The sequence below is a fragment of the Hyphococcus sp. D3-15 genome (genome assembly GCF_055809375.1).
On record NZ_CM147910.1, the window covers coordinates 586352 to 608759 of the forward strand.

The 22408-nt window shown below is 60.1% G+C and carries 23 protein-coding genes; 15 read left to right on the forward strand and 8 right to left on the reverse strand.

The features are described from left to right. Positions 1 to 66: 66 nt before the first annotated feature. Positions 67 to 546 (reverse strand): YMGG-like glycine zipper-containing protein, encoded by a 480-nt coding sequence (locus tag AC0L8G_RS03050; protein WP_473386672.1) that lies wholly within the window; start codon positions 544 to 546, stop codon positions 67 to 69. Positions 547 to 626: 80 nt separating this feature from the next. Next, positions 627 to 2402, reverse strand: coding sequence for a peroxidase family protein (locus AC0L8G_RS03055; RefSeq protein ID WP_473386675.1), 1776 nt, complete (start codon positions 2400 to 2402; stop codon positions 627 to 629). 44 nt (positions 2403 to 2446) lie between these two features. On the opposite strand from AC0L8G_RS03055, the gene AC0L8G_RS03060 reads away from it, so the two are divergent. From AC0L8G_RS03060 to AC0L8G_RS03070, 3 genes are read left to right on the forward strand one after another with little or no spacing between them, the layout of a single operon-like run. After that, positions 2447 to 3250: an HAD family hydrolase gene (locus tag AC0L8G_RS03060; RefSeq protein ID WP_473386677.1), complete on the forward strand. Its 804-nt coding sequence runs from the start codon at positions 2447 to 2449 to the stop codon at positions 3248 to 3250. A 5-nt stretch (positions 3251 to 3255) separates the two neighbouring features. Next, positions 3256 to 4302: a threonine aldolase family protein gene (locus tag AC0L8G_RS03065; RefSeq protein ID WP_473386679.1), complete on the forward strand. Its 1047-nt coding sequence runs from the start codon at positions 3256 to 3258 to the stop codon at positions 4300 to 4302. Then, positions 4265 to 4747 carry a 2-thiouracil desulfurase family protein gene (locus AC0L8G_RS03070; protein ID WP_473386681.1) on the forward strand — a complete coding sequence of 161 codons (483 nt, stop codon included), beginning with the start codon at positions 4265 to 4267 and terminating at the stop codon, positions 4745 to 4747. The genes AC0L8G_RS03065 and AC0L8G_RS03070 overlap by 38 nt, the downstream gene beginning before the upstream one ends. Here AC0L8G_RS03070 and hemH read toward each other — a convergent pair. Further along, on the reverse strand, positions 4744 to 5790 hold the full coding sequence (gene hemH / locus AC0L8G_RS03075; RefSeq protein ID WP_473386683.1) for a ferrochelatase: 1047 nt from the start codon (positions 5788 to 5790) through the stop codon (positions 4744 to 4746). The genes AC0L8G_RS03070 and hemH overlap by 4 nt on opposite strands. Positions 5791 to 6005: 215 nt before the next feature. Between hemH and AC0L8G_RS03080 the strand changes: the two genes are divergently transcribed. After that, positions 6006 to 6998: a hypothetical protein gene (locus AC0L8G_RS03080; RefSeq protein WP_473388792.1), complete on the forward strand. Its 993-nt coding sequence runs from the start codon at positions 6006 to 6008 to the stop codon at positions 6996 to 6998. Here the strand turns inward: AC0L8G_RS03080 and AC0L8G_RS03085 are convergent. Beyond that, positions 6995 to 7360, reverse strand: a complete 366-nt coding sequence (locus AC0L8G_RS03085; protein ID WP_473386684.1) for a hypothetical protein — start codon at positions 7358 to 7360, stop codon at positions 6995 to 6997. The genes AC0L8G_RS03080 and AC0L8G_RS03085 overlap by 4 nt on opposite strands. A gap of 120 nt (positions 7361 to 7480) precedes the next feature. Between AC0L8G_RS03085 and AC0L8G_RS03090 the strand changes: the two genes are divergently transcribed. Continuing rightward, the gene (locus tag AC0L8G_RS03090; protein WP_473386686.1) at positions 7481 to 8296 is read left to right on the forward strand and encodes an SDR family NAD(P)-dependent oxidoreductase; all 816 of its coding nucleotides are present in this window, start codon (positions 7481 to 7483) and stop codon (positions 8294 to 8296) included. Positions 8297 to 9480: 1184 nt separating this feature from the next. Here the strand turns inward: AC0L8G_RS03090 and AC0L8G_RS03095 are convergent. Beyond that, entirely contained in the window at positions 9481 to 11775 is a 2295-nt protein-coding gene (locus tag AC0L8G_RS03095; protein ID WP_473386688.1) for an NADP-dependent malic enzyme, read from the reverse strand. Between the two features lie 112 nt (positions 11776 to 11887). On the opposite strand from AC0L8G_RS03095, the gene AC0L8G_RS03100 reads away from it, so the two are divergent. After that, a complete protein-coding gene (locus AC0L8G_RS03100; RefSeq protein WP_473386689.1) occupies positions 11888 to 12814 on the forward strand; it encodes a DMT family transporter in 927 nt (308 codons plus the stop codon). Positions 12815 to 12881: 67 nt separating this feature from the next. Beyond that, the gene (locus AC0L8G_RS03105) at positions 12882 to 13463 is read left to right on the forward strand and encodes a NifU family protein (RefSeq protein ID WP_473386691.1); all 582 of its coding nucleotides are present in this window, start codon (positions 12882 to 12884) and stop codon (positions 13461 to 13463) included. Positions 13464 to 13496: 33 nt separating this feature from the next. Here the strand turns inward: AC0L8G_RS03105 and AC0L8G_RS03110 are convergent, their stop codons facing one another. After that, on the reverse strand, positions 13497 to 13928 hold the full coding sequence (locus AC0L8G_RS03110) for a hypothetical protein (protein ID WP_473386692.1): 432 nt from the start codon (positions 13926 to 13928) through the stop codon (positions 13497 to 13499). A gap of 235 nt (positions 13929 to 14163) precedes the next feature. On the opposite strand from AC0L8G_RS03110, the gene AC0L8G_RS03115 reads away from it, so the two are divergent. Further along, a complete protein-coding gene (locus AC0L8G_RS03115; protein WP_473386694.1) occupies positions 14164 to 14757 on the forward strand; it encodes a malonic semialdehyde reductase in 594 nt (197 codons plus the stop codon). Positions 14758 to 14780: 23 nt separating this feature from the next. After that, entirely contained in the window at positions 14781 to 15557 is a 777-nt protein-coding gene (locus AC0L8G_RS03120) for a class I SAM-dependent methyltransferase (RefSeq protein ID WP_473386695.1), read from the forward strand. On the opposite strand, the gene AC0L8G_RS03125 is transcribed toward AC0L8G_RS03120, so the two are convergent. Beyond that, positions 15554 to 16153, reverse strand: coding sequence for an N-acetylmuramoyl-L-alanine amidase (locus AC0L8G_RS03125; RefSeq protein ID WP_473386697.1), 600 nt, complete (start codon positions 16151 to 16153; stop codon positions 15554 to 15556). The two genes, AC0L8G_RS03120 and AC0L8G_RS03125, sit on opposite strands and share 4 nt — an antisense overlap. Positions 16154 to 16220: 67 nt before the next feature. On the opposite strand from AC0L8G_RS03125, the gene tsaB reads away from it, so the two are divergent. The 5 genes from tsaB (at position 16221) to AC0L8G_RS03150 (ending at position 20498) form a co-directional block, all read left to right on the forward strand. Beyond that, complete coding sequence (gene tsaB, locus AC0L8G_RS03130; RefSeq protein ID WP_473386699.1) at positions 16221 to 16895, forward strand: tRNA (adenosine(37)-N6)-threonylcarbamoyltransferase complex dimerization subunit type 1 TsaB; 675 nt, start codon at positions 16221 to 16223, stop codon at positions 16893 to 16895. Continuing rightward, positions 16892 to 17338: a GNAT family N-acetyltransferase gene (locus AC0L8G_RS03135; protein ID WP_473386702.1), complete on the forward strand. Its 447-nt coding sequence runs from the start codon at positions 16892 to 16894 to the stop codon at positions 17336 to 17338. Before tsaB ends, AC0L8G_RS03135 begins: the two co-directional genes overlap by 4 nt. Positions 17339 to 17443: 105 nt before the next feature. Continuing rightward, on the forward strand, positions 17444 to 17860 hold the full coding sequence (locus AC0L8G_RS03140) for a Fur family transcriptional regulator (protein WP_473386705.1): 417 nt from the start codon (positions 17444 to 17446) through the stop codon (positions 17858 to 17860). Positions 17861 to 17956: 96 nt separating this feature from the next. Then, positions 17957 to 19192, forward strand: coding sequence for a sensor domain-containing phosphodiesterase (locus AC0L8G_RS03145; protein ID WP_473386706.1), 1236 nt, complete (start codon positions 17957 to 17959; stop codon positions 19190 to 19192). Between the two features lie 172 nt (positions 19193 to 19364). Then, a complete protein-coding gene (locus AC0L8G_RS03150) occupies positions 19365 to 20498 on the forward strand; it encodes a diiron oxygenase (protein WP_473386708.1) in 1134 nt (377 codons plus the stop codon). Positions 20499 to 20501: 3 nt separating this feature from the next. Here AC0L8G_RS03150 and AC0L8G_RS03155 read toward each other — a convergent pair whose 3' ends face one another. Further along, positions 20502 to 21035 carry a hypothetical protein gene (locus AC0L8G_RS03155; protein ID WP_473386710.1) on the reverse strand — a complete coding sequence of 178 codons (534 nt, stop codon included), beginning with the start codon at positions 21033 to 21035 and terminating at the stop codon, positions 20502 to 20504. A 206-nt stretch (positions 21036 to 21241) separates the two neighbouring features. Between AC0L8G_RS03155 and pip the strand changes: the two genes are divergently transcribed. Next, positions 21242 to 22204, forward strand: a complete 963-nt coding sequence (pip, locus tag AC0L8G_RS03160; protein WP_473386712.1) for a prolyl aminopeptidase — start codon at positions 21242 to 21244, stop codon at positions 22202 to 22204. Positions 22205 to 22408: the final 204 nt, after the last annotated feature.

Genomic DNA, 22408 nt, shown 5'->3' on the forward strand with positions numbered 1-22408 from the left:
GCGCACACGGACGAAAAGAAAAGGGCCCCGATTGGGGCCCTTTTTTGTTGAGGCGAGTTTTGGCTCTTAGTCGTCGAGGCAAACCTGGAGCGCGGAATCATAGGCCGCTTTTTGCTGCTCATAGGCGGCGGCTTGCTGCGCATAGATTTCATCAGCGGTTTGTTGTTTGTCGGCTTTAACCGCCTGGCCGCCAGCCGCACCTGCGGCGGCCCCGGCCGCGGCGCCATAGCCCGGCTTCCCGCCGATCACCTCGCCGGCGATTGCGCCAACGGCGGCGCCTGTTGCGGCGCCTTTCAGCACTTGCTTGTTGCCTGCGTCATCGCGCACCGGGACCGGCGTCGTCGCGGGGTCGAATCCGGTTTCCTGCGTCGCCACCAGGCGGCAATCGCGTTTCGGCGTCGCCAGCGCGACACTGTCCGCCGTTTCGTCTTCAGTCAGGGTGATGGCGTTGTCATCGTCATCCGACGAGACGGCGACCACGGCGCCGACAGCGGTTGCGGTCAACAGACCGGCGGCGCCCAGCGCAATGAGAGTTCCTTTACGCATATCTCTTCTCCTTCGTGTGTTCGTGACGCAAACACAGCGGCTGCGGAAAAGAGCCGAAACTTACAGGAATTCAATCTTCGCTATCGCCAGCGCGGGCGGCGCTCCACATAGAAGACATTGCGCGGCAGTTCCTTCCGGCGGATCCCCGTATTGGCGGCGATGATGTCGCCGAGGCGGGTGTTCTTCACCATGGCCTGCTCGGTGCGGGTCAGATCGCGCATCCACCAGAAGCGGTCATGATCGCGCAGGGCGGTAAATTGCGCGACCACGATATGGCGGAAAGTCTCGCCAAGCTGCGATCCCTGCCAGGCCAGCGGATCTTCGGAAATGCCGCCGACCCACAGATCGATGTCATCCACAGAGCCATAGGCAAGGCGCAGCTTTTCGGCGAGCGACGGGTCCGACGTCACATCGGCGAAATCTCGATGACGCGGGAGCCCCATGGCGGCGCGCGCATCATTGAGTGAAGGCAAGCCGCGATCGCGCCCGCGCTGAATATTGAGCGAAGCGAGGTCGAAACCGCCTGCGCCCGGCGGGCCGAACAGGAAGTTCCGCAGATCATCGACGATCATATTGTCATAGGTCTGGCTTTTCTGCGCAGCGAGGCCGCGCAGGATCGGGTCAATGTCGTTGCGTTCGGTGATCATCAGCGGGGCCACAAAAAACGCGTCGCGCAAGGGAAGATGCCCCTCGCGGATTTCCCGTCCGCGCCGGTCGACGCGCATGAGCTGCGGATTGATCAGCGTATGCCCCATGCGCCAGGCGGCGCCGGAGAACTCCGTGAAAAGCCCCGGATCGCCGGGCGTGTAACCGCGATAGCGGGGCATGGCGCGATGGCCGATCAGGGCGGGCAGGAACTCCTCATAGGTGATGATCTGGATTTCCGCGATCACCATGCGCCGCGCGGCGTAAAACACATCATCGCCGGAAAACCATGGCCGCGTCCGGCGAATATGATCCGCCCACCGATTATGTTCACGCACAAACAGCGTGTGCATGGAAGTGAGGCCGACCTGTTCATTCGAGCGCACATCGCCGGCGAGGAACAGCGTCGCCGGATCGATCGGGCCTTCATTGGCGTTGGGCAAAAGCTCCGTATTGAAGGGCAGAAGATCGCCCGCGCTGGTCTTGAGCCGGCCGCTGCCGTCATTGGCGCGCAGCGCGCTCGCGCGTTCCTCGCTTGAGCCATAAACCATGGAGCCGTCGAGCCAGGAGGTGATCTCGTTCATCTGCTCGCGCGGATTGGAAAGATCAGTGCCGGTCTCCTCGTCAAAAATCGCGCGGTCGAAATGAATCCATTTGTCGCCCTGGCGATAAGGATCGAAATGCGGATCGCCCATGGGCACGGAAATATCGTGCGAGCGGTCATCGGATCTGACGCCGTCGCCCAGCGCAAAATCATGATCGACAAACTGGCCCCACTGCCAGAGGAAATCGCTGGTGCCGAACGGGTTGGGATAAGACTGGCCGTCCTGGTCGACGACGATGTTGGAAATCTCGCGCGGGCTTTTGCGAAGCGGACCGGCCATGGCGGCGATCCCGTCTGCATAATCATGGGGCGCCATGCGCGAAAGCTGGTTGAAGGTCGCGCCGGCTTCGGTGTCGTGGGGATTGTTGCCCGACCCGTCAAAACTTCTGATTTCGCGGCCCTGATGAAAGGCCGGCGGGCGCCAGCCGAAATAGCGGCGATATTTTGCGCGCGCCCGTTCATGCTGGTCGCGTTCAATATTTTGCGCGGGATGCTGGTCGTGGGCCTTGTCGCGCCCGTGTTTTGCGCCCGTCGCGAGGGCATTGGTCGACATCGCCCCCGCCAAAGCAAAAGCTGCTGCTGTGATCAGCAATCTGGTTTTTTTCATCGCAAACTCTCCCGCACCGGAATTTTGCGGGAGTATCGGACGGGATGGCGTTTGATTTCAAGCGGCGCCATAAGCGCGTCAGGCGGCAAAGCCGGTATTTCTCGTTATGGGCGAGCGCAAAGGCGCGGCGCCCGTGGAAAGCGGATGCGTTAACTGTGTTTGAAGCGGTGATCTTCGATTGCGACGGGGTGCTGGTCGATAGCGAGGTGCTGTCGATCCGCGGTGAGCGTGCGGCGCTGGAGGCGCTGGGCCTTGTCTATTCGCCGGTGGACTATGTGCGCAAATTTGTCGGCTTGCATGATGGCGCATTCTTTGCGGCGTTGCGCGAAGATTATCGCGCGGCCCATGGCGCAGAGGCGCCGCCGGATTTCGAAGAGTTGGTGCTCGCCGGCCGCTCGCGCGAAAAACATTTGCTGACTTCGATTGCGGGCGCTGATCTGGCCTTGCGCGCGGCGCGTGAAAAAGTCGGCCGCATCGGCGTTGCGTCATCCTCGCGCGCGCATTTTCTGTCGTCAAAGCTCGAACGCACGGGGCTGTATGATCTGGCGGCACCGCATGTTTATTCCGCCGACCTTGTCGCCCATGGCAAACCGGCGCCGGATATTTTTCTTTATGCGGCGGAAAAGATCGGCGTTGATCCGGCGCGCTGCCTGGTGCTTGAAGACAGCGAGAACGGCGTCAAGGCCGGTTGCGCGGCGGGCATGAGCGTCTGGGGCTTTCTCGGCGGCGGTCATATTTTCGATGGCCATGGGGAACGGCTCATCGCCGCCGGCGCCGACAGGCTGGCGCAAGATTTTTCGGGTTTTATCGCCTTGCTTGACGGGCGCGCGGCCATTGCGGGAGAGTGAGAACCATGAGTTTTGCATCGGACAATTGGGCGGGCGCGGCGCCGGAGATTCTGGACGCGATTGCGCGCGCCAATGAAGGCGCGGCGCCCGGCTATGGCGGCGACGCGCTGACCAAACAGGTCGAGGCGAAATTTTCCGAAGTGTTTGAGCGCGACTGCGCGGTGTTTTTCGTCGCCACCGGCGGCGCGGCGAACGGGCTTGCCCTGTCGGTGATGACGCCGCCCTATGGCATGGTGCTTTGTCATGAAGAAAGCCATGTGCAGATGGATGAATGCGCCGGTCCGGAATTCTTCACCGGCGGCGCCAAGCTGCTCCCGATCGCTGGAAAAAACGGCAAGCTGACGCCGGATGCGATCCGTAAAACGCTGAAAGGCTTTCCCGACCGTCCGCCCCATGGCTCGCCAATCAGCGCGCTGTCCCTGACGCAAGGGACCGAATGCGGCACGGCATATTCCGTGAACGAACTAACCGCCGTCTGTGCGGCGGCGCATGAGGCGGGTCTCGCCGTGCATATGGACGGCGCGCGTTTCGCCAATGCGGTCGCGGCGACGGGCGCGAGCCCGGCGGAGCTTAGCTGGAAGGCGGGCGTTGACGTTTTGTGTTTTGGCGGCACCAAAAATGGCTGCATCGCCGCCGAAGCGGTGATTTTCTTTGATCCGGCCAAGGCGAAGGATTTCGCTTTCATGCGCAAGCGCGCCGGGCATTTATGGTCGAAAATGCGGTTTATCTCGGCGCAGTTCGACGCCTATCTCAAGGACGGGCTGTGGCTGAAGCTCGCGGCGCGCGCCAACAAGATGGCGAAACGCCTCGCCGCCGGGTTGAACGAAATCGACGGCGTCGACTTTCTCTATCGCCCCGACATCAACGAGTTGTTCGTCACCTTTCCCGACGGCGTTGCGCAATCGCTGCATGAAGACGGCGATATTTTCTATCCCTGGGTGACGCCCGGCGATCCGGCGGATGGGCGCGGACACCGGCTGATCTGTTCGTTCAGAACAACCGAAGAAGAGGTGGATGGCTTTGTCGAGCGCGTCCGCAAACTCTGTGGATAAGATACTGGTCAGCGCCTGCCTGCTCGGCGCGCCGGTGCGCTATGATGGCGGGCACAAACGCATTGAAAGCGTGTTGCTGGAACGCTGGCGCGCGGAAGGCCGCCTTGTGCCGGTCTGTCCCGAAGAAGCCGGCGGCCTGGGCACGCCGCGTCCGGCGGCGGAAAGATCGGGCGACAGGGTTGTGACCAATACCGGCGAGGATGTGACCGAGGCTTTTCACAAAGGCGCGGGCGTCGCCCTGGCGCTGGCGCAGAAACATCACTGCCGTTTTGCCTTGCTGAAAGAGGGCAGCCTGTCCTGCGGCTCGCTCGAAATCCATGACGGGGCGTTTCAGGGCAAGCGCATTCCCGGCGCCGGAATCGCGACGCAAGCCTTGCGCGCCCATGGCGTTCGCGTCTTCAATGAAGACCAGATCGAAGCGCTTGCAGCGGCGCTTTCTGATTAAACCCAGCCCGCTGTTTCCCGCCGCGCCAGCGCATCCAGCAGGGCTACCATTTCAGGCGCGTCATTAAGACAGGGAATCGACGTAAAGGCGCCGCCGCCCGCCTCCATGAAGGTTTCGCGCGCGGCGATGTCGATCTCTTCCAGCGTTTCAATGCAGTCAGCGACAAAGCCCGGCATGATCACGGCGAGCTTTTTCACGCCCGTTTCCGCGAGCGCTTTGATCGTCGCATCGGCGGCGGGCTCCAGCCATTTCTCACGGCCGAATTTCGACTGGAACGCCATGGGCGCGAACTCCTCCGTCCACCCCATTTTCTCGCGCAGCAAACGCGCCGTCTTGGCGCAATGGCAATGATAGGGATCGCCCTCGTCGAAATAGCGCTGGGGCAGGCCGTGAAACGAGATCACCACCCGCTCCGGCGCGAAATCCTGCGCCTCAAGATGGCGGCGCGTCACGGCGGCGAGCGCGTCGATATATTGGGGCTCGTCATGGAAGGCCGGCGCCATGCGGATCGCCGGCTGCCAGCGCATCGCCTTGACCGCATCGAAGACGGCGTCGGCGACGCTGGCGGTCGTCGTCGCGGAATATTGCGGATAAAGCGGGATGACCAGAATGCGCTCACAGCCATCCGCTTTCATCGCCTCCAGTTTTGAGGCGACCGACGGATTTCCATAGCGCATGGCCCAGTCGATGCGCGCGCCGGGAAAGGCTTTCGCCAGCCCCTCGGCCTGCGCGCGGGTGTAATAGCGCAGCGGACTTTCATTGCTTTCGGCGCGCCAGATCTTGGCGTAATTGCGGGCGGTCGCGGCGGGCCGGATGGTGAGGATCACGCCATAAAGGATCGGCAGCCAAATCGGGCGGGGCAGATCGACAATCCGTTCATCGCTCAAAAACTCGCGCAGATAGCGCCGGACCGAGCTGGCGTCGGGGGCGTCGGGCGTGCCGAGATTGACCAGCAGCACGCCGGTTTTCGCCGGCGCAATTGCCGGATGGCCCGCCGGTTTGGGGTCTGTCGCCGTTTGGGGTGTCGCGCCCGCATCACTCATGCTGGTTTCCTCATCAATTGCAGTAATTCTCGCAGGCTTTACGCAAAATCCGCCCGGTTGTCACAATAGTGAAACACAAAAAATAGAGGGTGCGCCGCGAATGGGAAGCGGGCGCGCCCTGTGCGCTGGTGAGTCCTGACCGGGTCGCCCGGGGCCTTGAACGCCCGGGGTCATGGTTGTCCGGGGCCGGGTCGAACGAAGGAAATGTAATGGATATCGATATCGGATTGTGGGCCGCCATTGGCTTTGCGTTCGCGGCTTACGCGGTTGTCGGTAATGACGCGCTGCAAACCCTCGGCACCTTTATCAATTCCAATCGCCGCCTGCCATGGTGGGCGTTGTTTCTGTACGCGGCGACCGTGCTCGTCGTCGTCTTCGCCTTCGGTTATATGGCCAATGGCGGCGATCCCTCCTTCGGGCGCCTGAACAATGTCGACAAATATCCGATCTTCGAGCCGCAATGGTATCACGCCTTGCCGCCGCTGATGCTGCTCGTGCTTACGCGCGTCGGCATTCCCGTCTCCACGACTTTCATGGTGCTGACGATCTTCGCGACCATGGGCGGGCTTTACAGCATGCTGGTGAAGTCGCTGATCGGCTATGCGGTGGCGTTCCTGTCCGGCGGCCTCATCTATGCGATTTTGGCGCCCACCCTGGAGCGCTGGTTCCTGAAAACCGCGCAGCAGCAACATGCGCCTGTCTGGGTGCTCGCCCAATGGGTCAGCACCGGCTATCTCTGGTCTGTCTGGCTGATGCAGGATTTCGCCAACATCTTCATCTTCCTGCCGCGCGGGCTCGATGAAGCGGGCGGTCCGGCGCTTAATCCCACAGAGGCGGGCGTCGCCGTCGCCGGTATTCTCGTTTTGCTGGCCTACACGTTCTGGAATGGCGGCGGCCCGGTGCAGCGCATTCTCAAAACCAAAACCGCCGTCACCGATATCCGGTCTGCGACCATCATCGACTTCACCTATGCGACGCTGTTGTTCTATTTCAAGGAAGTGAACTCGATCCCGATGTCCACGACCTGGGTGTTTTTGGGGCTGATCGCGGGCCGTGAATTCGCCATTGCGACGCTGGATAAAATCCGCTCGCCCGCCGCCACGGGCCGGATTGTCGCCGTAGATGCGGGCAAGGCGTTTTTGGGCCTGGTGATTTCCGTCGTGATGGCGGTGGGCTTGCCCGTATTGGCGAAAGCGCTGACCAGCTAGTCCCGCTTGCCGCCATCCTGGCCGCGATGATAGTTCGCGGCGAGGTCTTTCACCCGATAGCGCGCCTCATCCTGACGGCGGAACCGCCGGCGCATGCGTTCGCCTTCTTCCTGGGTGCGATAGGTTTTGGGCGCGGCGTCGGCGCGGCTGTCATGCAACCCGTCCGCATGGCGCTTCGCCTTATGGATGGGACGGCTCTTCACCCGATAGGATTTGCGGCGGCGCTTGTCGGCGATCTCGGGATCGGCCTTGAGGGCGAGCAAGCCCAACAGCCCGTCCGACTTCGCTTCGGCGTTTTTGAGATACCAGATCAAAACGACCGCGAAGACCGTGATGATGAGAAGAAATTCCAAAATGTCCATGGCCGCCATTCCTTGCAAGCGTCATGCTAGCGCCGCATCGGCGTTAACCAAAGGGCGCGCGGTTCCCGCTTGTGCGCCTTTCCATAGACGCAGGCGGCCAGATCACCCTAAATTCTGCGCATGACATATCAGGGAAAATGGGCGCTGATCACCGGCGCCTCCGCAGGCATCGGGGCGACCTTTGCACGGGCCTATGCGGCGCAAGGCGCCAACATCGTGCTGGTCGCGCGCCGCGAAGACCGGCTGACCACGCTCGCCGCCGAACTTGCGGAGAAGCACGGCGTCAAAACCAGGATCATCGCCGCCGATCTCGCGGAGCCCGACGCGCCGCAGCGCATTGTTGACGCGCTGAACGCCGACGCGATCGCCGTCGATATTCTGGTCAATAATGCCGGCTTCGGTTTGCCGGGAACCTATACGCAAAATGACTGGCCGACCCACCGGGCGTTTCTGGAGCTGATGGTGGTCTCCTATGCGCATCTCACCCGGCTGTTATTGCCCGGCATGCTTGAGCGCGATTACGGCCGCATCATTCAGGTCGCCTCGCTGGCCGGGCTGGTCCCCGGTTCGGCGGGCCATACGCTTTACGGCGCGTCGAAATCCTTTCTGGTGATGTTCGCGCAATCGCTCGCCGCCGAATGCGACGGCACGGGCGTCAATTCATCGGCGCTTTGTCCGGGCTTCACCTATTCGGAATTTCACGACGTCAATTCGACCCGCGGCCTTGTGGGGCAATTGCCGAAATACATGTTCATGGAGGCCGAGCCGGTAGTCGACGGCGCCATCGAGGCGGTCGAGAACGGCCGCGCGGTCTATGTGCCCGGCGCCTGGAACAAATTCACCGCCTGCTTCGTGCGCCTGCTGCCGCGCGCATGGGCGGAGAAAATGATCAAGAACCAGTCGAAACGGTTCCGCAGGAAAAATGCGCATTCCTGAAATAAAAGCAAGGATATATGACGTCGTTAACAATTGCGCCCTCGCGCTGCTCACTGTGGCGGTTGATACGCGTCAGCGGGAGCTTTGAGAGGGGGGGGGGCAGTTCACAAGCGACTTTACCCTAGCGTACAGTTAGCTACAGCTCGATACTAAATAGCAACGAGTGCGATCATTCCCGTAGGAGATTGATATGAATCCCCCGCAATCTTGCTTGATGGCTCGAGAGTTCTTGGGAACGCTCGGTCCATAAGTGTGCACTACTCGATCTTCACCAAAAGCTGATTCAAGGTTTGGAACAGTAACTCGTTCCATGTTCGAAATGACGTCATATGTGCGTTGAAAATCGTCATTGCAATTAGGGCATGCCGCTCGGTTAAGCGCTTGATCTCTTATAATTATTTCGACCGGCATTTGAAACCAACCTATTGAATTTTTGGCCAGAAACCGGCTTTTATATCAATGACTTTTTTGTGTCTACCTAAAATTCCTATGAAGTATCTCTATGAGCGTACTAATTGCGCTTTGGGTAGGGCGTCTAACGACGCGTCAAACCTTCTTCGGCTTCTGAGTACGAACCAACGCAATATCACGTACGAGCCAAAGTTCAAGATCAAGAATAGTAGCCAACCCGAATTTGTAATTAGTGAAAACTTCATTCCCCATTCCCCAATGGGGTCATTAAGACGCCAAGCAGCGACGATGAGGAAATAAACTGCTGTACCTCCGCATACTAAGATCCATGGAAGCAGGAAGTCGCCTATTGCAGAGTGAATGCTATTTATGCGTGAAATTCTTGACTCTATAGACCGGATCTTACCTCGAAGGTTATCGATTGTAGATTGGTGTTGTGCTTCGTAGTTACCTTGAATTTTTTTTCGTTCTGTAATTAGGTTATCAAGGTTTCTTTTTGAGGCGACGATTTCAGCGCGTTCTGGAACTAAAATTTGATCGGCTATTTGGGTGAATGCCCCAAATCCAAAATTTAGTCCGGCGCTCAATGAGAGCACATCGATCATCTCCGACCACAACATGCAGCACCTCAAGATCGAGATCAATAACCGCTACATGAAGTGATTTTTGACGATTGGCAACTTCATCGAAGCTAAAACTTCTAGTTCGCATGAATGTGGTTTGTATTGCTGCGCTATTTGATTGGAGCGGTGCTAATCAATGATACGAGTTGGCTAGGCCGTCTTTTCCGCCCAGTTGCGATGCTCTGAATCAAGCTCATAGGCGGCCATGGCGGCCAGCGTGACGATGTCGCCCACCGCGGCGCCGACCTGCGCGATCTGCACCGGACGCTCCAGCCCGATCAGCACCGGACCGAGCACTAGCGCGCCGCCGACTTCGCCGAGCAGCTTGGTTGAGATCGCAGCGGAGTGCACGCCCGGCGTGATCAGCACATTGGCCTCGCCCTTGAGCCGCGAGAAGGGATAAATCTCCCGCAGCCGCTCATTCAGGGCCATGCGCGGCGTCATTTCGCCTTCATATTCAAAGTCCACATCGCCGCGCTTGTCGAGAATTTCGACGGCGCCGGCGACCCGGCGCGAATGCTCCGTATCCGGATTGCCAAAATTTGAATAGGAGACAAAGGCGACGCGCGGCGGGAAGCCGAGATGACGGGCGGCGTGGGCCACCTGCATGGCGATCTCCGCGAGATCTTCCGGGCCGGGCAGTTCCGTGACGTTGGTGTCGGCGACAAACAGCGTGCGGTTCTTGGTCAGGATGATCGACACGCCAATCATCCGTTCGCCGGGGCGCGGGTCGAGGGCGAGACGCACATTCGACAGGGCGGCGTCATAATGGCGGGTAACGCCGGTCACCATGCCGTCCGCATGGCCATGGGCGAGCATGCAGGCGCCGTAGACATTGCGGTCCGTATTGACCAGGCGCACGGCGTCGCGATGGAGGTAGCCTTTGCGCTGCAGGCGCTTGTACAGATATTCAGTGTACAGATCGCTATGCTGCGCGGTGCGCGAATGGTGGATCTCAAAGTCGGCGTCTTCCGGCAGGCCGGCGTCTTTCAGGCCCTTGCGGATATATTCTTCGCGCCCGATCAGGATGGCGCGGCCGAGATTTTCCTGCTGGAAGCCATAGGCGGCGCGGATCACCGCTTCTTCTTCGCCCTCGGGGAAGACCACGCGCTTTGCGGTTTCGGCGCCGCGCAGCGAAGAGTGAATTTTTTGCAGGAAGGACGCAGCCGGGTCGAGGCGCGCCGCCAGCGTTTGTTTATAGGCGTAGAAATTGTCAATCGGCTTGCGGGCGACGCCGCTATCGACGGCGGCCTTCGCCACGGCGGGCGGAATCTCGGAAATCAAGCGCGGATCGAACGGCGCGGGGATGATATAGCCCGGCCCGTATTTCAGGCGCTTGCCATAGGCGGCGGCGACTTCATCGGGCACGTCCTCGCGCGCGAGCTTTGCAAGCCCCTGGGCGCAGGCGATCTTCATTTCTTCATTGATGGTGCGCGCGCGCGCATCGAGGGCGCCGCGGAAAATATATGGGAAGCCGAGAACGTTGTTCACCTGGTTCGGATAGTCGGAGCGGCCGGTGGCGATGATCGCGTCATTGCGCACCGCGACAATCTCTTCCGGGGTGATCTCGGGATTGGGATTGGCCATGACGAAGATGATCGGATTTTTCGCCATGGATTTGATCATCGATTGCGAGATCGCGCCGGCGACGGACAAGCCGATCACCACATCGGCGCCGTCCATGGCTTCCGCGAGAGTGCGCTTGTCGGTGTCGACCGCATGGGCCGAACGCCACTGATCGAGCTGGCGGCCCTTATGCAGGACGCCGTGGGAGTCGCAGACCAGCGCGTTTTCCGGCGGCAGGCCCATGGCCTTGATCAGGCCGATCACGGACAGCGCAGACGACCCGGCGCCGGAGACCGCGACTTTGATGTCTTTGATCGACTTGCCGGTGACGTCGAGCGCATTGAGCAGGCCCGCCGCGGCGATGATCGCCGTGCCGTGCTGGTCGTCGTGAAAGACCGGAATGTCCATTTCCTCTTTCAGACGCTGCTCGATGATGAAGCTGTCCGGCGCGGCGATGTCTTCCAGATTGATCCCGCCAAAGGCCGGGCCGAGATATTTCACCGCATTGATGAAGGCTTCCGGGTCTTTGGTGTCGACCTCGAGATCGATCGAGTCGATATCGGCGAAGCGCTTGAACAGAACCGCCTTGCCTTCCATCACCGGCTTTGAAGCCAGCGCGCCGAGATCGCCCATGCCGAGGATCGCGGTGCCGTTGGAGATCACCGCGACCATATTGCCCTTGGCGGTGTAGTCATAAGCCTTGTCGGGATCGTCGGCGATCGCCTGAACCGGGACCGCAACGCCGGGCGAATAAGCGAGCGACAGATCGCGCTGGGTCGCCATCGGCTTGGTGGGCGTGATTTCGATTTTGCCGGGCTTGCCGCGGCTGTGAAAGTCGAGGGCTTCTTGGTCGGTGAATTTCTTGGAGTTTTCGTCCATCAGGTTCTCTTCATGCGGGGGTTCGGCTCTGGCATACGCGGCCCGCACCGGCGCTGCAATCCTTGGAAGGGCTGGAAACGGAACGTTTCTAGCGGGGTTGGGTTGTCAAGTTATGTATGACGCAGCAAAGGCCCGGCGCCTCAGGAGGCGGTCATATTGCGATTTCGCCTATCTGGCGGCGGGCATGATCCTGTTCGGATCGGCGACCCCGGTTTCCAAGATCGTCACGGACGCCATGCCGGTCTTTGTCGGATCGCTGCTGCGGGTGTCGTTTGGCGCCCTGGTGCTGGCGCCGTTCGCGCTGCCCCGGCTCGGCGATCTCAAAACCGCCTCGCGCGCAGACATCATCGCCATCGCGGCGATCGCACTATTCGGCATGGTCGGGTTCTCCGCCTTTATGCTCTACGGCATGCGCATGATCTCCGGCGTCGGCGGCGCGGTGGTGATGGCCATGACGCCGGCGGTGACGGCGGCGGGCGCCATTGTCTTTTTCGGCGAGCAAGCGACTTCGCGAAAACTCATCGCGCTCGCCTTGGCGCTGGGCGGCGTTCTGATATTGCATCTTTCCGGCTCGGGCGGAGGTGACAGCGGCGGCGCCGGGCTGATCGGGATCGCCCTGATTTTCGCCGCCGTGTGTTGCGAGGCGGCTTACACGCTGCTCGGGAGAAAGGTCAGCACGGACATCTCGCCGGTGCTGGTCGCCTTTCTGGCGGCGGCGGCCTCAATCCCGCTTTTTGCTGTCGCCGCTGCGTTTCAATGGGCCGGGTTTGACGCCGGCGCGGTCAGCGCGCGCGAATGGAGCGCCGTCGCCTGGTATGGGGCGGGCACGCTCGCCCTCGGGACGGCGCTTTGGTATTCCGGGCTTTCAAGATCGCAAGGCTCGGTGGCGGCGGTGTTTATGGGCCTGATGCCGGTTTCGGCGCTGGTCCTGTCTTATGTCCTGCTGGGGGAGGCGTTCCGGTGGGGCCACCTTCCGGGGTTTGGCGTCGTGCTGGCGAGCGTGTTGCTGATTTCTCGCGAGCATATGCGTCACGATTAGGCGCCGGCAGTTGCGGCGGGTCCGGCGAGCTCTTAGGTAAGGGCCAGAAAAACCGCCGGAAACCATTATGTTCATTCAGACCGAAGACACGCCGAACCCGCAATCCATGAAGTTCCTGCCGGGCCAGCCCGTGCTGGGCGAGGGCGCGCTGGGCGTTGACTTTCCCACGCTGGAAAGCGCGAGCGCCTCGCCGCTGGCGCAGATGCTGTTCGATACGGACGGCGTGATGGGGGTCTATCTCGGCGCCGACTTCATCACCGTCACCAAGGCGGAAGCCGTCGAATGGCTGCATATCAAGCCGGCGCTGCTCGGCGCGATTGCGGATTTTCTCACCACCGGCGTGCCGGTCATGACCGAAGGCGCGGCGACCGCGCCGTCGCTGGCGACCCCGCTGGAAGATTATGAAGGCGAAGACCGCGAAGTGGTCGAGCAGATCATCGAGCTGATCGAAACACGGGTGCGCCCGGCGGTGGCGGCCGATGGCGGCGACATTGTTTTCAAACATTTCGAACCGCGCACCGGGGTCGTCTTCCTGTCGATGCAGGGCGCCTGTTCAGGCTGCCCGTCCTCGACCATGACCTTGAAAAGCGGGATTGAGAACATGCTGAAGCATTTCGTTCCCGAAGTCGTGCGCGTCGAAGCGGCGTAAACGCTTCTCGGTTAGGTTGTTGTTGCTCTAATGCTATTTGTTGGGAGCAAACTTACATAGTTTGCCGAGGCCCAAGCGTAAGTTAGAAAAATGACCCTGTGCACCGGATCTATGATCTTGATACGCAACGATCTCTAGTAGGTCGTTAGCTTGGTAGGCAAAGTCTAGAAACGCCACTCTAGTCGGGATTTCTGAATCGAAGCTATCAATTGGGCTGGCGGGCGGTATGTCTAGGTCAATCCCATTGCGTTTGATGCTAAGGAAGGTTTGCACACCACCGCCATTTTTTGCGACGCCGTGTGCTTCGAAATCAATTTCAAGGTTTTCAGGGTAGAAAAATACATACTGAATTGATTCAGCGCCAACAGCTTTAATTTCTATCTCCTTACATGATGATTCGGCGCAGCTAGTAGTAGAAAACATTAGAAGTCCGCTAATAAAAAAAAGATAGCTTTCATTGAGCACCCCCTCAGAAAATAAGTTGATTGACTACACATAAGTATAAATATGAATACTTGCATTTTTCAAGTATAAAATAGGGATTCTCTTGAATTAGTATGTTGTGTGCTTGCTGCGTATTTATTGTTGAGGGTGTTGGTGTGGCGCCGGTTGGGGAGGTTGCGCTTTAGACAGGAGCTTGGCTTTCGCCAAGAAAAATAGCATGAAGGTCGGCAATTAAAGGGGTGATGGAGAAACTCTCATGTCCGACAAAATGATCAACGACCAAGCTCTCGACCTCGTTTTCCGCGAGGCGCGCACGCGAAATGGCTGGGAGGCGCGCAAGGTCACGACGACCTTGATGCAGGCGGTCTATGACCTCACCAAATGGGGGCCGACCTCGGCCAATTGTTCGCCGGCGCGGTTTGTTTTTGTTTCCTCCGATGCGGCCAAGGCGCGGCTGAAGCCGCATCTGCTGGCGGGCAATCAGGACAAGACCATGGCGGCGCCGTGCTGCGTCATCATCGGTCAGGATTTGGAATTTTACGAAAAGCTGCCCGAGCTGTTCCCGCATACGGATGCGAAAAGCTGGTTTGCAGGCAATGACGCGCTGATCGCCGAAACCGCCTTTCGCAACAGCTCGCTGCAGGGCGCCTATTTCATGATTGCTGCGCGCGCGCTCGGTCTTGATTGCGGGCCGATGTCGGGCTTCGACAAGGACGGCGTCGATAAAGAGTTTTTCGCCGGCACGAACATCAAGTCGAATTTCCTTTGCAATATCGGCTATGGCACGGATGAAAATCTCTTCCCGCGCTCGCCACGGCTCGCCTTCGACGACGCCTGCGAAATTCTCTGACCTTTCGCGAAGCCTGGTCTTTTGTGAAGCAAAGTCTTGTCTCGATTGCGCGGGCCGCCGGATTGTTGCCGGCGCTCGACGCTGCACATTTCATGCGTTCGAAATGGAAATATGCGGCGAGCAATCAGGCGTTTCGCGAAGCGCATCCTGACTTCGTTCCGCCGCCCTTGTGGTGGATGCATGACATGTATCGCCACACTTCGTACGAGCATTACTGGCGCACCGGAATCGCGACGGCGATGGCGGTGGCGGAACGCATCGACATGCATGTCGGCGCGAAGTCGCCGCGCGTCGCTGAGTGGGGCTGCGGGCTGGGGCGCGTGCTGCGCCATTTGCCGGATGCTTATGACAAGACCGGGTTTGATTACAACGCCCATGCGATCAATTGGTGTACAGATCATATTAAAAACGCGCAATTTTTTCATAACGCATTGCTGCCGCCGCTGCCGGCAGCTGAAGCGTCTTTTGATGCGGTTTATGCGCTCTCGGTTTTTACCCATCTTTCCGCCGCGGCCCATGATGCATGGATTGCCGATATCGCGCGAGTGCTGGCGCCGGACGGGGTTTTCTTTGGCGCGTTTCATATGAAGCCGGCGCCGGGGCAATTATTGCCCGCAGAACAGGCGCGCTTCGATGCGGGCGAGCTGGTTGTGCGCGGGCGGGTGAAAGAAGGCTCGCGCACCTATGTGGCCTATCACCCGGAAGCCTATTTGCGCGACCATCTTTTTCACAACTGGAAAATCCTCGAAGGCCCCGTGGATTTTCGCGGTCAGACTCTGGTGATTGCGCGTCGGCCTTAATCGAGTATCTGGCGCTGAAACACCGCCCATGGAAAATTACCGCCCGGGTCTGTGCGCCGTTGCGGATCAAGACGGGCGTGGCTCACCACATGCGCAAGCTTCGGATATTTGGCCGCCGCATATCGCACGATCATCGCCGTCGCGTCGATCTGCCATTGCGAGAAAGCGTCCTCGCCATCCTGCCGGTTGACGATTTCGATCCCGAGCGAGAGGCGGTTTATGTTGGTCGCTCCGGCGCAAATATCGGGATGCGCGCAAGGCCGGCGCACATGCCATGCGGCGAGACGTTCGGGACAGGTCGCCCAGACATGGCGGCCATGGGCGGCTTCGTCCTTACCCGGAACAATCCAGTGAAAACTCGCCCGCCCGTCGCGCATCACCGACACGGCGCCATCGGTCGAGGCGCCGGCGGTGGCGTGTATGACCATGACGCGCACCGCGTCGCGCGGCTCCGCCCCGCGCAGGGAGGCGACATCGCCCGCCGCCGCCCATGCCCGCTTGTGGATGCGCTCGGGCAAGGGCCCGTCGAAGGCGGGGCGGGGCTTTTCGGGAAGGTCGAATTGAAAATCTCGCGGATCGGCCGTGAGGTCCGTCATGGGCAGGCTCCTGTCTTGGGGAAAAGAGGGATATGCGCCAGCGCCGGGGTCGCGTAGGAAAGCGCCCATGCTTGTGATGGGTCTCGATACGGCGCTGAAACGCTGCTCGGTAGCGATTATACGGGGTGACGCGGTGCTTGCGGATGAATCCGAAAGGATGGAGCGCGGCCATGCGGAGCGCCTTGCGCCCATGGCCGCCGCCGCCCTCGCCAGGGCGGGCGTTTGCGTCCGCGATCTGGGCCGGGTCGGGGTGGTGATCGGGCCGGGCGGCTTCACCGGCGTGCGGGTGGCGCTGTCCTTCGCCCGCGGCCTCGGGGTGGGCACGAATATTCCGATTGTCGGCGTCACCAGCCTCGCGGCGCTGGCGGCGGGCGTTGCCGGCGACGGCGCGGCGGTTGCGGCGGTGATTGATGCGCGGCGCGGCCAGCTTTATGCCGGACTCTATGGCCCGGATGGCGAAATCATCGCGCCGCCATTTATTTCGGAACCGGAAAAGGTATTGAAAATACTGACGGAAAAGGCCGAGGGGCCGCTGACCCTTGCCGGGTCGGGGGCGCCCCTGCTTGGCGCCTTGCCGGCCGGGTGGAAGATCGCCGACAGTTCTGAGATCGACGCGAAACGGGTCGCCCGGCTCGCCGCCGCTGCGCCCGCGCCGCAAGGCCCGCCAGCGCCGCTTTATCTGCGCGCGCCGGATGCAAAACCCGGCAAGCCCGGCCCGTTCGACGGCGTGGCCGCGTCATGATCCAGTGGCGCATCTGGACCGCGCAGCGCGAAGATGCGGATGCGCTGGCGCAGCTTGAAGGGCTCGCCTTTGGCGGGCGTAGCTGGGGCGCGGACAATGTGAAGGAGAGTTTTGTCGCGTCCCGCGTGTCGGTTCTTTTTGGCGGCGAAAGCAAGGCGGCGCCCCAGGGCTTTGCCGTCTGGCGTGATCTGGGGGAAGAGGCCGAGCTGTTGACCATCGGCGTGTTGGCGGCGGCGCGGCGGCGGGGGCTCGGCGCGGCGCTGCTTGCGGCGGTGCTGGACGAGGCGCGGGCCTGCGGGGCGCACCGCTTTTTGCTTGAGGTCGGGCAGGACAACAAATCCGCCCGTGCGATGTATCTGCGGCGCGGATTTTCCCCAGTCGGCGTGCGCAAACGCTATTATCCCGACGGATCTGATGCGAGCGTGCTGGCGCTCGACTTGTAAGGCGGAAAAGAGCTTCGCTTTCGAGTTGCAAGGCGAGGGCGGGCGCGTCAATAAAGGGGCCAGCGCACAGAGCGCATCGGATCGCTTTCAACCGGGGACGTCGATATGGACCGGCTCGAAAAACTTTGCATGGATAAAGGCATGCGCATGACGGAACAGCGCCGGGTGATCGCCCGCGTGTTGTCTGTCGCGGCGGATCATCCTGACGTTGAGGAAATCCACCGGCGCGCCACCGAAATCGATTCCAATATCTCGATCGCCACGGTCTACCGGACCATGCGGCTGTTCGAGGAAGCCGGCGTCGTCGAGCGCCATGATTTTCAGGATGGCCGCGCGCGCTATGAAGAAGCGACGGAAGACCATCATGATCATCTGATCGATCTGCGCTCCGGCCAGGTCATCGAATTCGTCAATGAAGAGATCGAAGCCCTGCAAAAGCGCATCGCCGAACAGCATGGTTACAAGCTGGTCGATCACCGGCTCGAGCTCTATGGCGTGCCGCTGGACAAGGCGAAGGACTAGCCGCCGCGCCCGGCGGCGTCCGGCCCGGTCACTAAAACTTAATCAATATTAAAGAAGTCGGCCCTAACCACTCATGGCGTAGCCAGTAGAGTTGTTATGTCAGACTTTGACGCGGGCGCGTCCCGTCTCGGTGCGCCGGAATCCGAAACCGATGATCCGTTGCAAAGCGCTTTGAGCGCGATCCGCGAACATTTGGGGATGGAAGTCGCGTATCTGTCCGAGTTTGTCGATGGCCGTTCGGTGTTCCGGTGCGTCGATGCGCCTGGGCTTGAGCATCTGATCAAGGTTGGCGACAGCAACAGCCTTGAAGATGTTTACTGCAATCACATTCTTGAAGGCCGCCTGCCCGAGATGATCCCGGACACCGCAGAAGAGCCTATCGCAGCGGCGCTTCCGATCACCAAGGCGGTGCCGATCGGTTCGCATATGAGCATCCCGATCCGGCTGGCGGATGGCCGGCCCTATGGAATGTTTTGCTGCTTGAGCCCGTCGGCGAACAAGACGCTCAATCCGCGCGATCTGAAAACCATGCGCGTCTTCGCCGACCTCGCCGCCAAGCAGGTGAACGCCGATCTTGTGGCGAAACAGTACAGGGCGGAGCAGCGCGAGCGCATCGAAAGCGTGCTGGCGCGCAAGGCTTTTTCAATCGTCTATCAGCCCATCGTGAATCTGAAATCCATGTCGCCCGCAGGCTTTGAAGCGCTGTGCCGGTTCAGCGACGAACCTTACCGCTCGCCCGATCTGTGGTTTCACGAAGCGGCGAATGCCGGGCTGAACACCGAGCTGGAACTCGCCGCGATTGAAATGGCGCTCAGCGCGTTGCCGAAGATCGGCAAGGGGCAATACATATCCGTCAATGCATCGCCGGAGACGGTGACGTCGCGCCGGTTTCTGAAAGTGTTTTCGAAATTGCCGCTGGAAAAAATCGTGCTTGAAGTCACCGAGCACGCGCAGGTCCGCGACTATGACCGGCTGATGTCGACCATCGACACGCTGCGCCGACAAGGCATGCGGCTGGCGGTTGACGATGCGGGCGCCGGACATTCCTCCATGCGTCACATCGTTCAGCTTCGTCCGGAAATCGTGAAGCTCGACATCAGCCTCACCCGTGATGTGGATATCGATCTTTCCAGGCGGGCGCTGGTCGGGGCGCTGATGTTCTATTCGCGCGAAACCAGTGCGGAGATCGTCGCCGAAGGCATTGAGACATCGCATGAGCTGGAAACGCTGCAGAAGCTGGGCGTCACTAAAGGCCAGGGCTATTTCCTCGGCCGCCCGGCGGCGGATTTCGCCTTTGAGTCGCCGCAGCAAAAGACCCAGAAAGCGGGTTGATCGCCGCCGCGGTCGATTTTCTCCGAATTTAGCGGATTCGACTAAATTGCGGCGAGAATTCTTGACGCCCCTCGGTAAACCGGTCAGTGTAATTTCAGGCAAACTGGCAGATCGCGGCTGCGCCAAATAAAAACCAACAGCAAGCCGCCGCGAGCCCTTTTGGAGGAAACGCATGGCTTCCCAACCCTCTTCGCAATCAGCGTCTTTGCGCTCGCTCTATCCGATCCCGGATATCGACCCTTGCTGGACCGTCCCCCAGAATTTCGAAGCGTCCTTCGACTGGGAATATGACGAGGGCCGCAAGCAGATGATGCACCTCTATCAGAAGGGCAAGGACATGCAGTGGGATGCGCTCGATCGCATCGACTGGTCGCTTGAGCTTGATCCGGAAAATCCGATGGAGCTGCCTGACGAACTGAGCGGCATTTATCACACGCCGGTATGGGCGAAGATGAACAAGAAGGAACAGGCCGAGTTCCGCCGCCATATGCAGTCATGGACGATGTCGCAATTCATGCAGGGCGAACAGGCGGCGCTGATCTGCGCGGCGAAGATCGTGCAGCAGGTGCCCGATCTCGACGCCAAGTTTTACGCCTCCACGCAAGTGATGGACGAAGCCCGCCACGTTGAGGCCTATAAAAAATATCTCGGCATTATGGGCGTCGCCTATCCGATGACCAAACCGCTGCAAACGCTGGTCGATCAGGCGCTGCGCGATTCCCGCTGGGACATGACCTATCTCGCCATGCAAGTGGTGATTGAAGGGCTGGCGCTCGCCGCCTTCGGCAATATTCGCGACATTTCAAAGAACCAGCTTTCGCAGCAGGTCAACGCCTATGTGATGGAAGATGAATCCCGTCACGTCGCTTTCGGCCGGCTGACCTTGAAGGAATATTACCCGCATCTGACCCAGAAAGAGCGCGATGAGCGCGAGGAGTTTCTGGTCGAGGCTTGTTATCACATGCGCGACCGGTTCGAGGCGCGCGAGCTTTATGAGCAACTGGGGCTGCCGGTGGATGAAGTGGTCGAGGCGCAGCAGAACTCGGAATATCAGCGCCATTTCCGCTCAATGCTGTTCCAGCGCATCGTGCCGATCGTGCGCGATATTGGTCTGTGGTCTGATAAAATTCAGGCCGCCTACAAGGAAATGGGCGTCATCGGCTTTGCGGACGCCGATTACAACGCCATGTCGGCGAATGACGAAAAGCGCGCCGAGGAATTCGACGAAATCAACAAGCAAAAGCGCCAGAGCTATGTCGAAGGGGTCGCCGCGCTCGGGGCCTCGGGCGTCGCTGCGGCGGAATAGCGCCTAGACGCCGGAAAAGTTCCGGCGGTGGAGCGGCGCCGGCGCGGCGTAAGTCTCCGTGCGGTCCTCTTCAATCCGGTCTGCCAGCGTATCGGCGGACCGGCCCAGCGCGCGGATCGCATCCGCATAGGCGTCGCGGATCGCATCAAGCTGTTCGTCATCCACCGGCTCTCCGGATTTTTCCAATTGCCTGGCGGCGCTCACATAGATCTGACGGTTTTCTCTCAAGGCCTGGATCGCGGTTTCAACCAGCACCACATCATTCATGCTGAGGCGCGCGGCGGACAGCGCCCCGTCGGCCGCCGTCAACAGCCGGTCAGCGGCGGCGAGATTGGCTTGCGCATCGCCGGCCAGTTGCGCAAAGCGCGCGCCAAGCGGAAGCCCGTCCGCCTGCAAGCCGTCGAGATAAACGCTGATCGCCTTGCTGCGGGTCATCTTCCCGTCAGAATCGGCGCCCGTTATGCGGGAAACAAAGGAGGCCTCTTCAACGCGCGGCCATGGCGCGGTTTCAACCGATAAAGCCGCGTCGGCGAGCATATCGTGCTCGGATACGGCCTCATGTCTGTCATAAGACGATGAAGTGAGCGGATTTACGGCGCAACCGCCGGTCAACAACAAAAAGAGCGCGGCGAGATCCGCCTGCTAGCCCCGTACCCTGTTTATACAAACCCCGACTCCACAGAAAGACTTGTTACACATGTCTCTCCCCCTAAACGCTAACTCATCGAAACGGCCTTGTCAGCATGGAAATGAACCAACTTCGCAATTTGTATTCGCCCATGGAGCCCTTTGACGCCGGCATGCTGCGCGTCAGTGATGTTCACGAAATATATTACGAAGTTTCCGGCGCGCCGAACGGCAAGCCGGTTGTGGTCTGTCATGGCGGTCCCGGCGGCGGCACGACGCCTTCCATGCGGCGCTATTTCGATCCGTCGCGCTACAAGATCATTCTTTTCGATCAGCGCGGTTGCGGCAAGTCGCGCCCCTATGCGGATCTCACCGACAATACGACATGGACATTGATCGACGACATGGAAAAGCTGCGCGGCCATCTCGGTCTCGACCGCTGGCAGGTGTTTGGCGGTTCCTGGGGCTCGACCCTGGCGCTGGCTTATGCGCAGTCGCATCCCGACAAGGTCAGCGAACTTGTGCTGCGCGGGATTTTCACCCTGCGCCGGGAAGAGATCGAATGGTTCTATCAGGAAGGCGCGAGCGCGCTGTTCCCAGATCTTTGGGAAGATTATCTGCGTCCCATCCCCGAGGCCGAACGCGGCGACATGATCACCGCCTATTACAAGCGCCTGACCGGTGACGATAAAGCCGAACAGATCAAATGCGCAAAAGCCTGGAGCATGTGGGAGGGCGGCACGGTTTCTCTCATGCCGTCGCCGGAGCGCATGCAGAGCTTTTCATCTGACGCCTTCGCGCTCGCCTTTGCGCGCATCGAGTGCCACTATTTTTATCATGGCGGCTTTTTCGATCGCGACGATCAGATCCTCGCCCATGTGGACCGTATACGGAGCATTCCGGCGGTGATCGTGCAGGGTCGCTATGATGTCTGCACGCCGATGAAGACCGCCTGGGATTTGCATCGGGCCTGGCCGGAAGCGGATTTCAAGCTGATCGATGATGCGGGCCACGCCGCCAGCGAGCCGGGGATTATCGATGCGCTGGTGCGCGCGACCGACCGGTTTGCAGCCGCATAAATTTTATTGTTGGCCGTTTCGGTCAAACCTTAAGATTGTCAGTATAAAAATAAAAATTTGACGTCGATGTTGTCTATTGCAATGGGCGTTCGCTGCGCCCACTTGTCTAATGCGCGGGCAAATTAATGCCGCGCATTTGAAAGACATAATCATGTTCAAGAAAAGCAATATTCCAGGCGATAGAACACCGAAACCAGAAGCGAA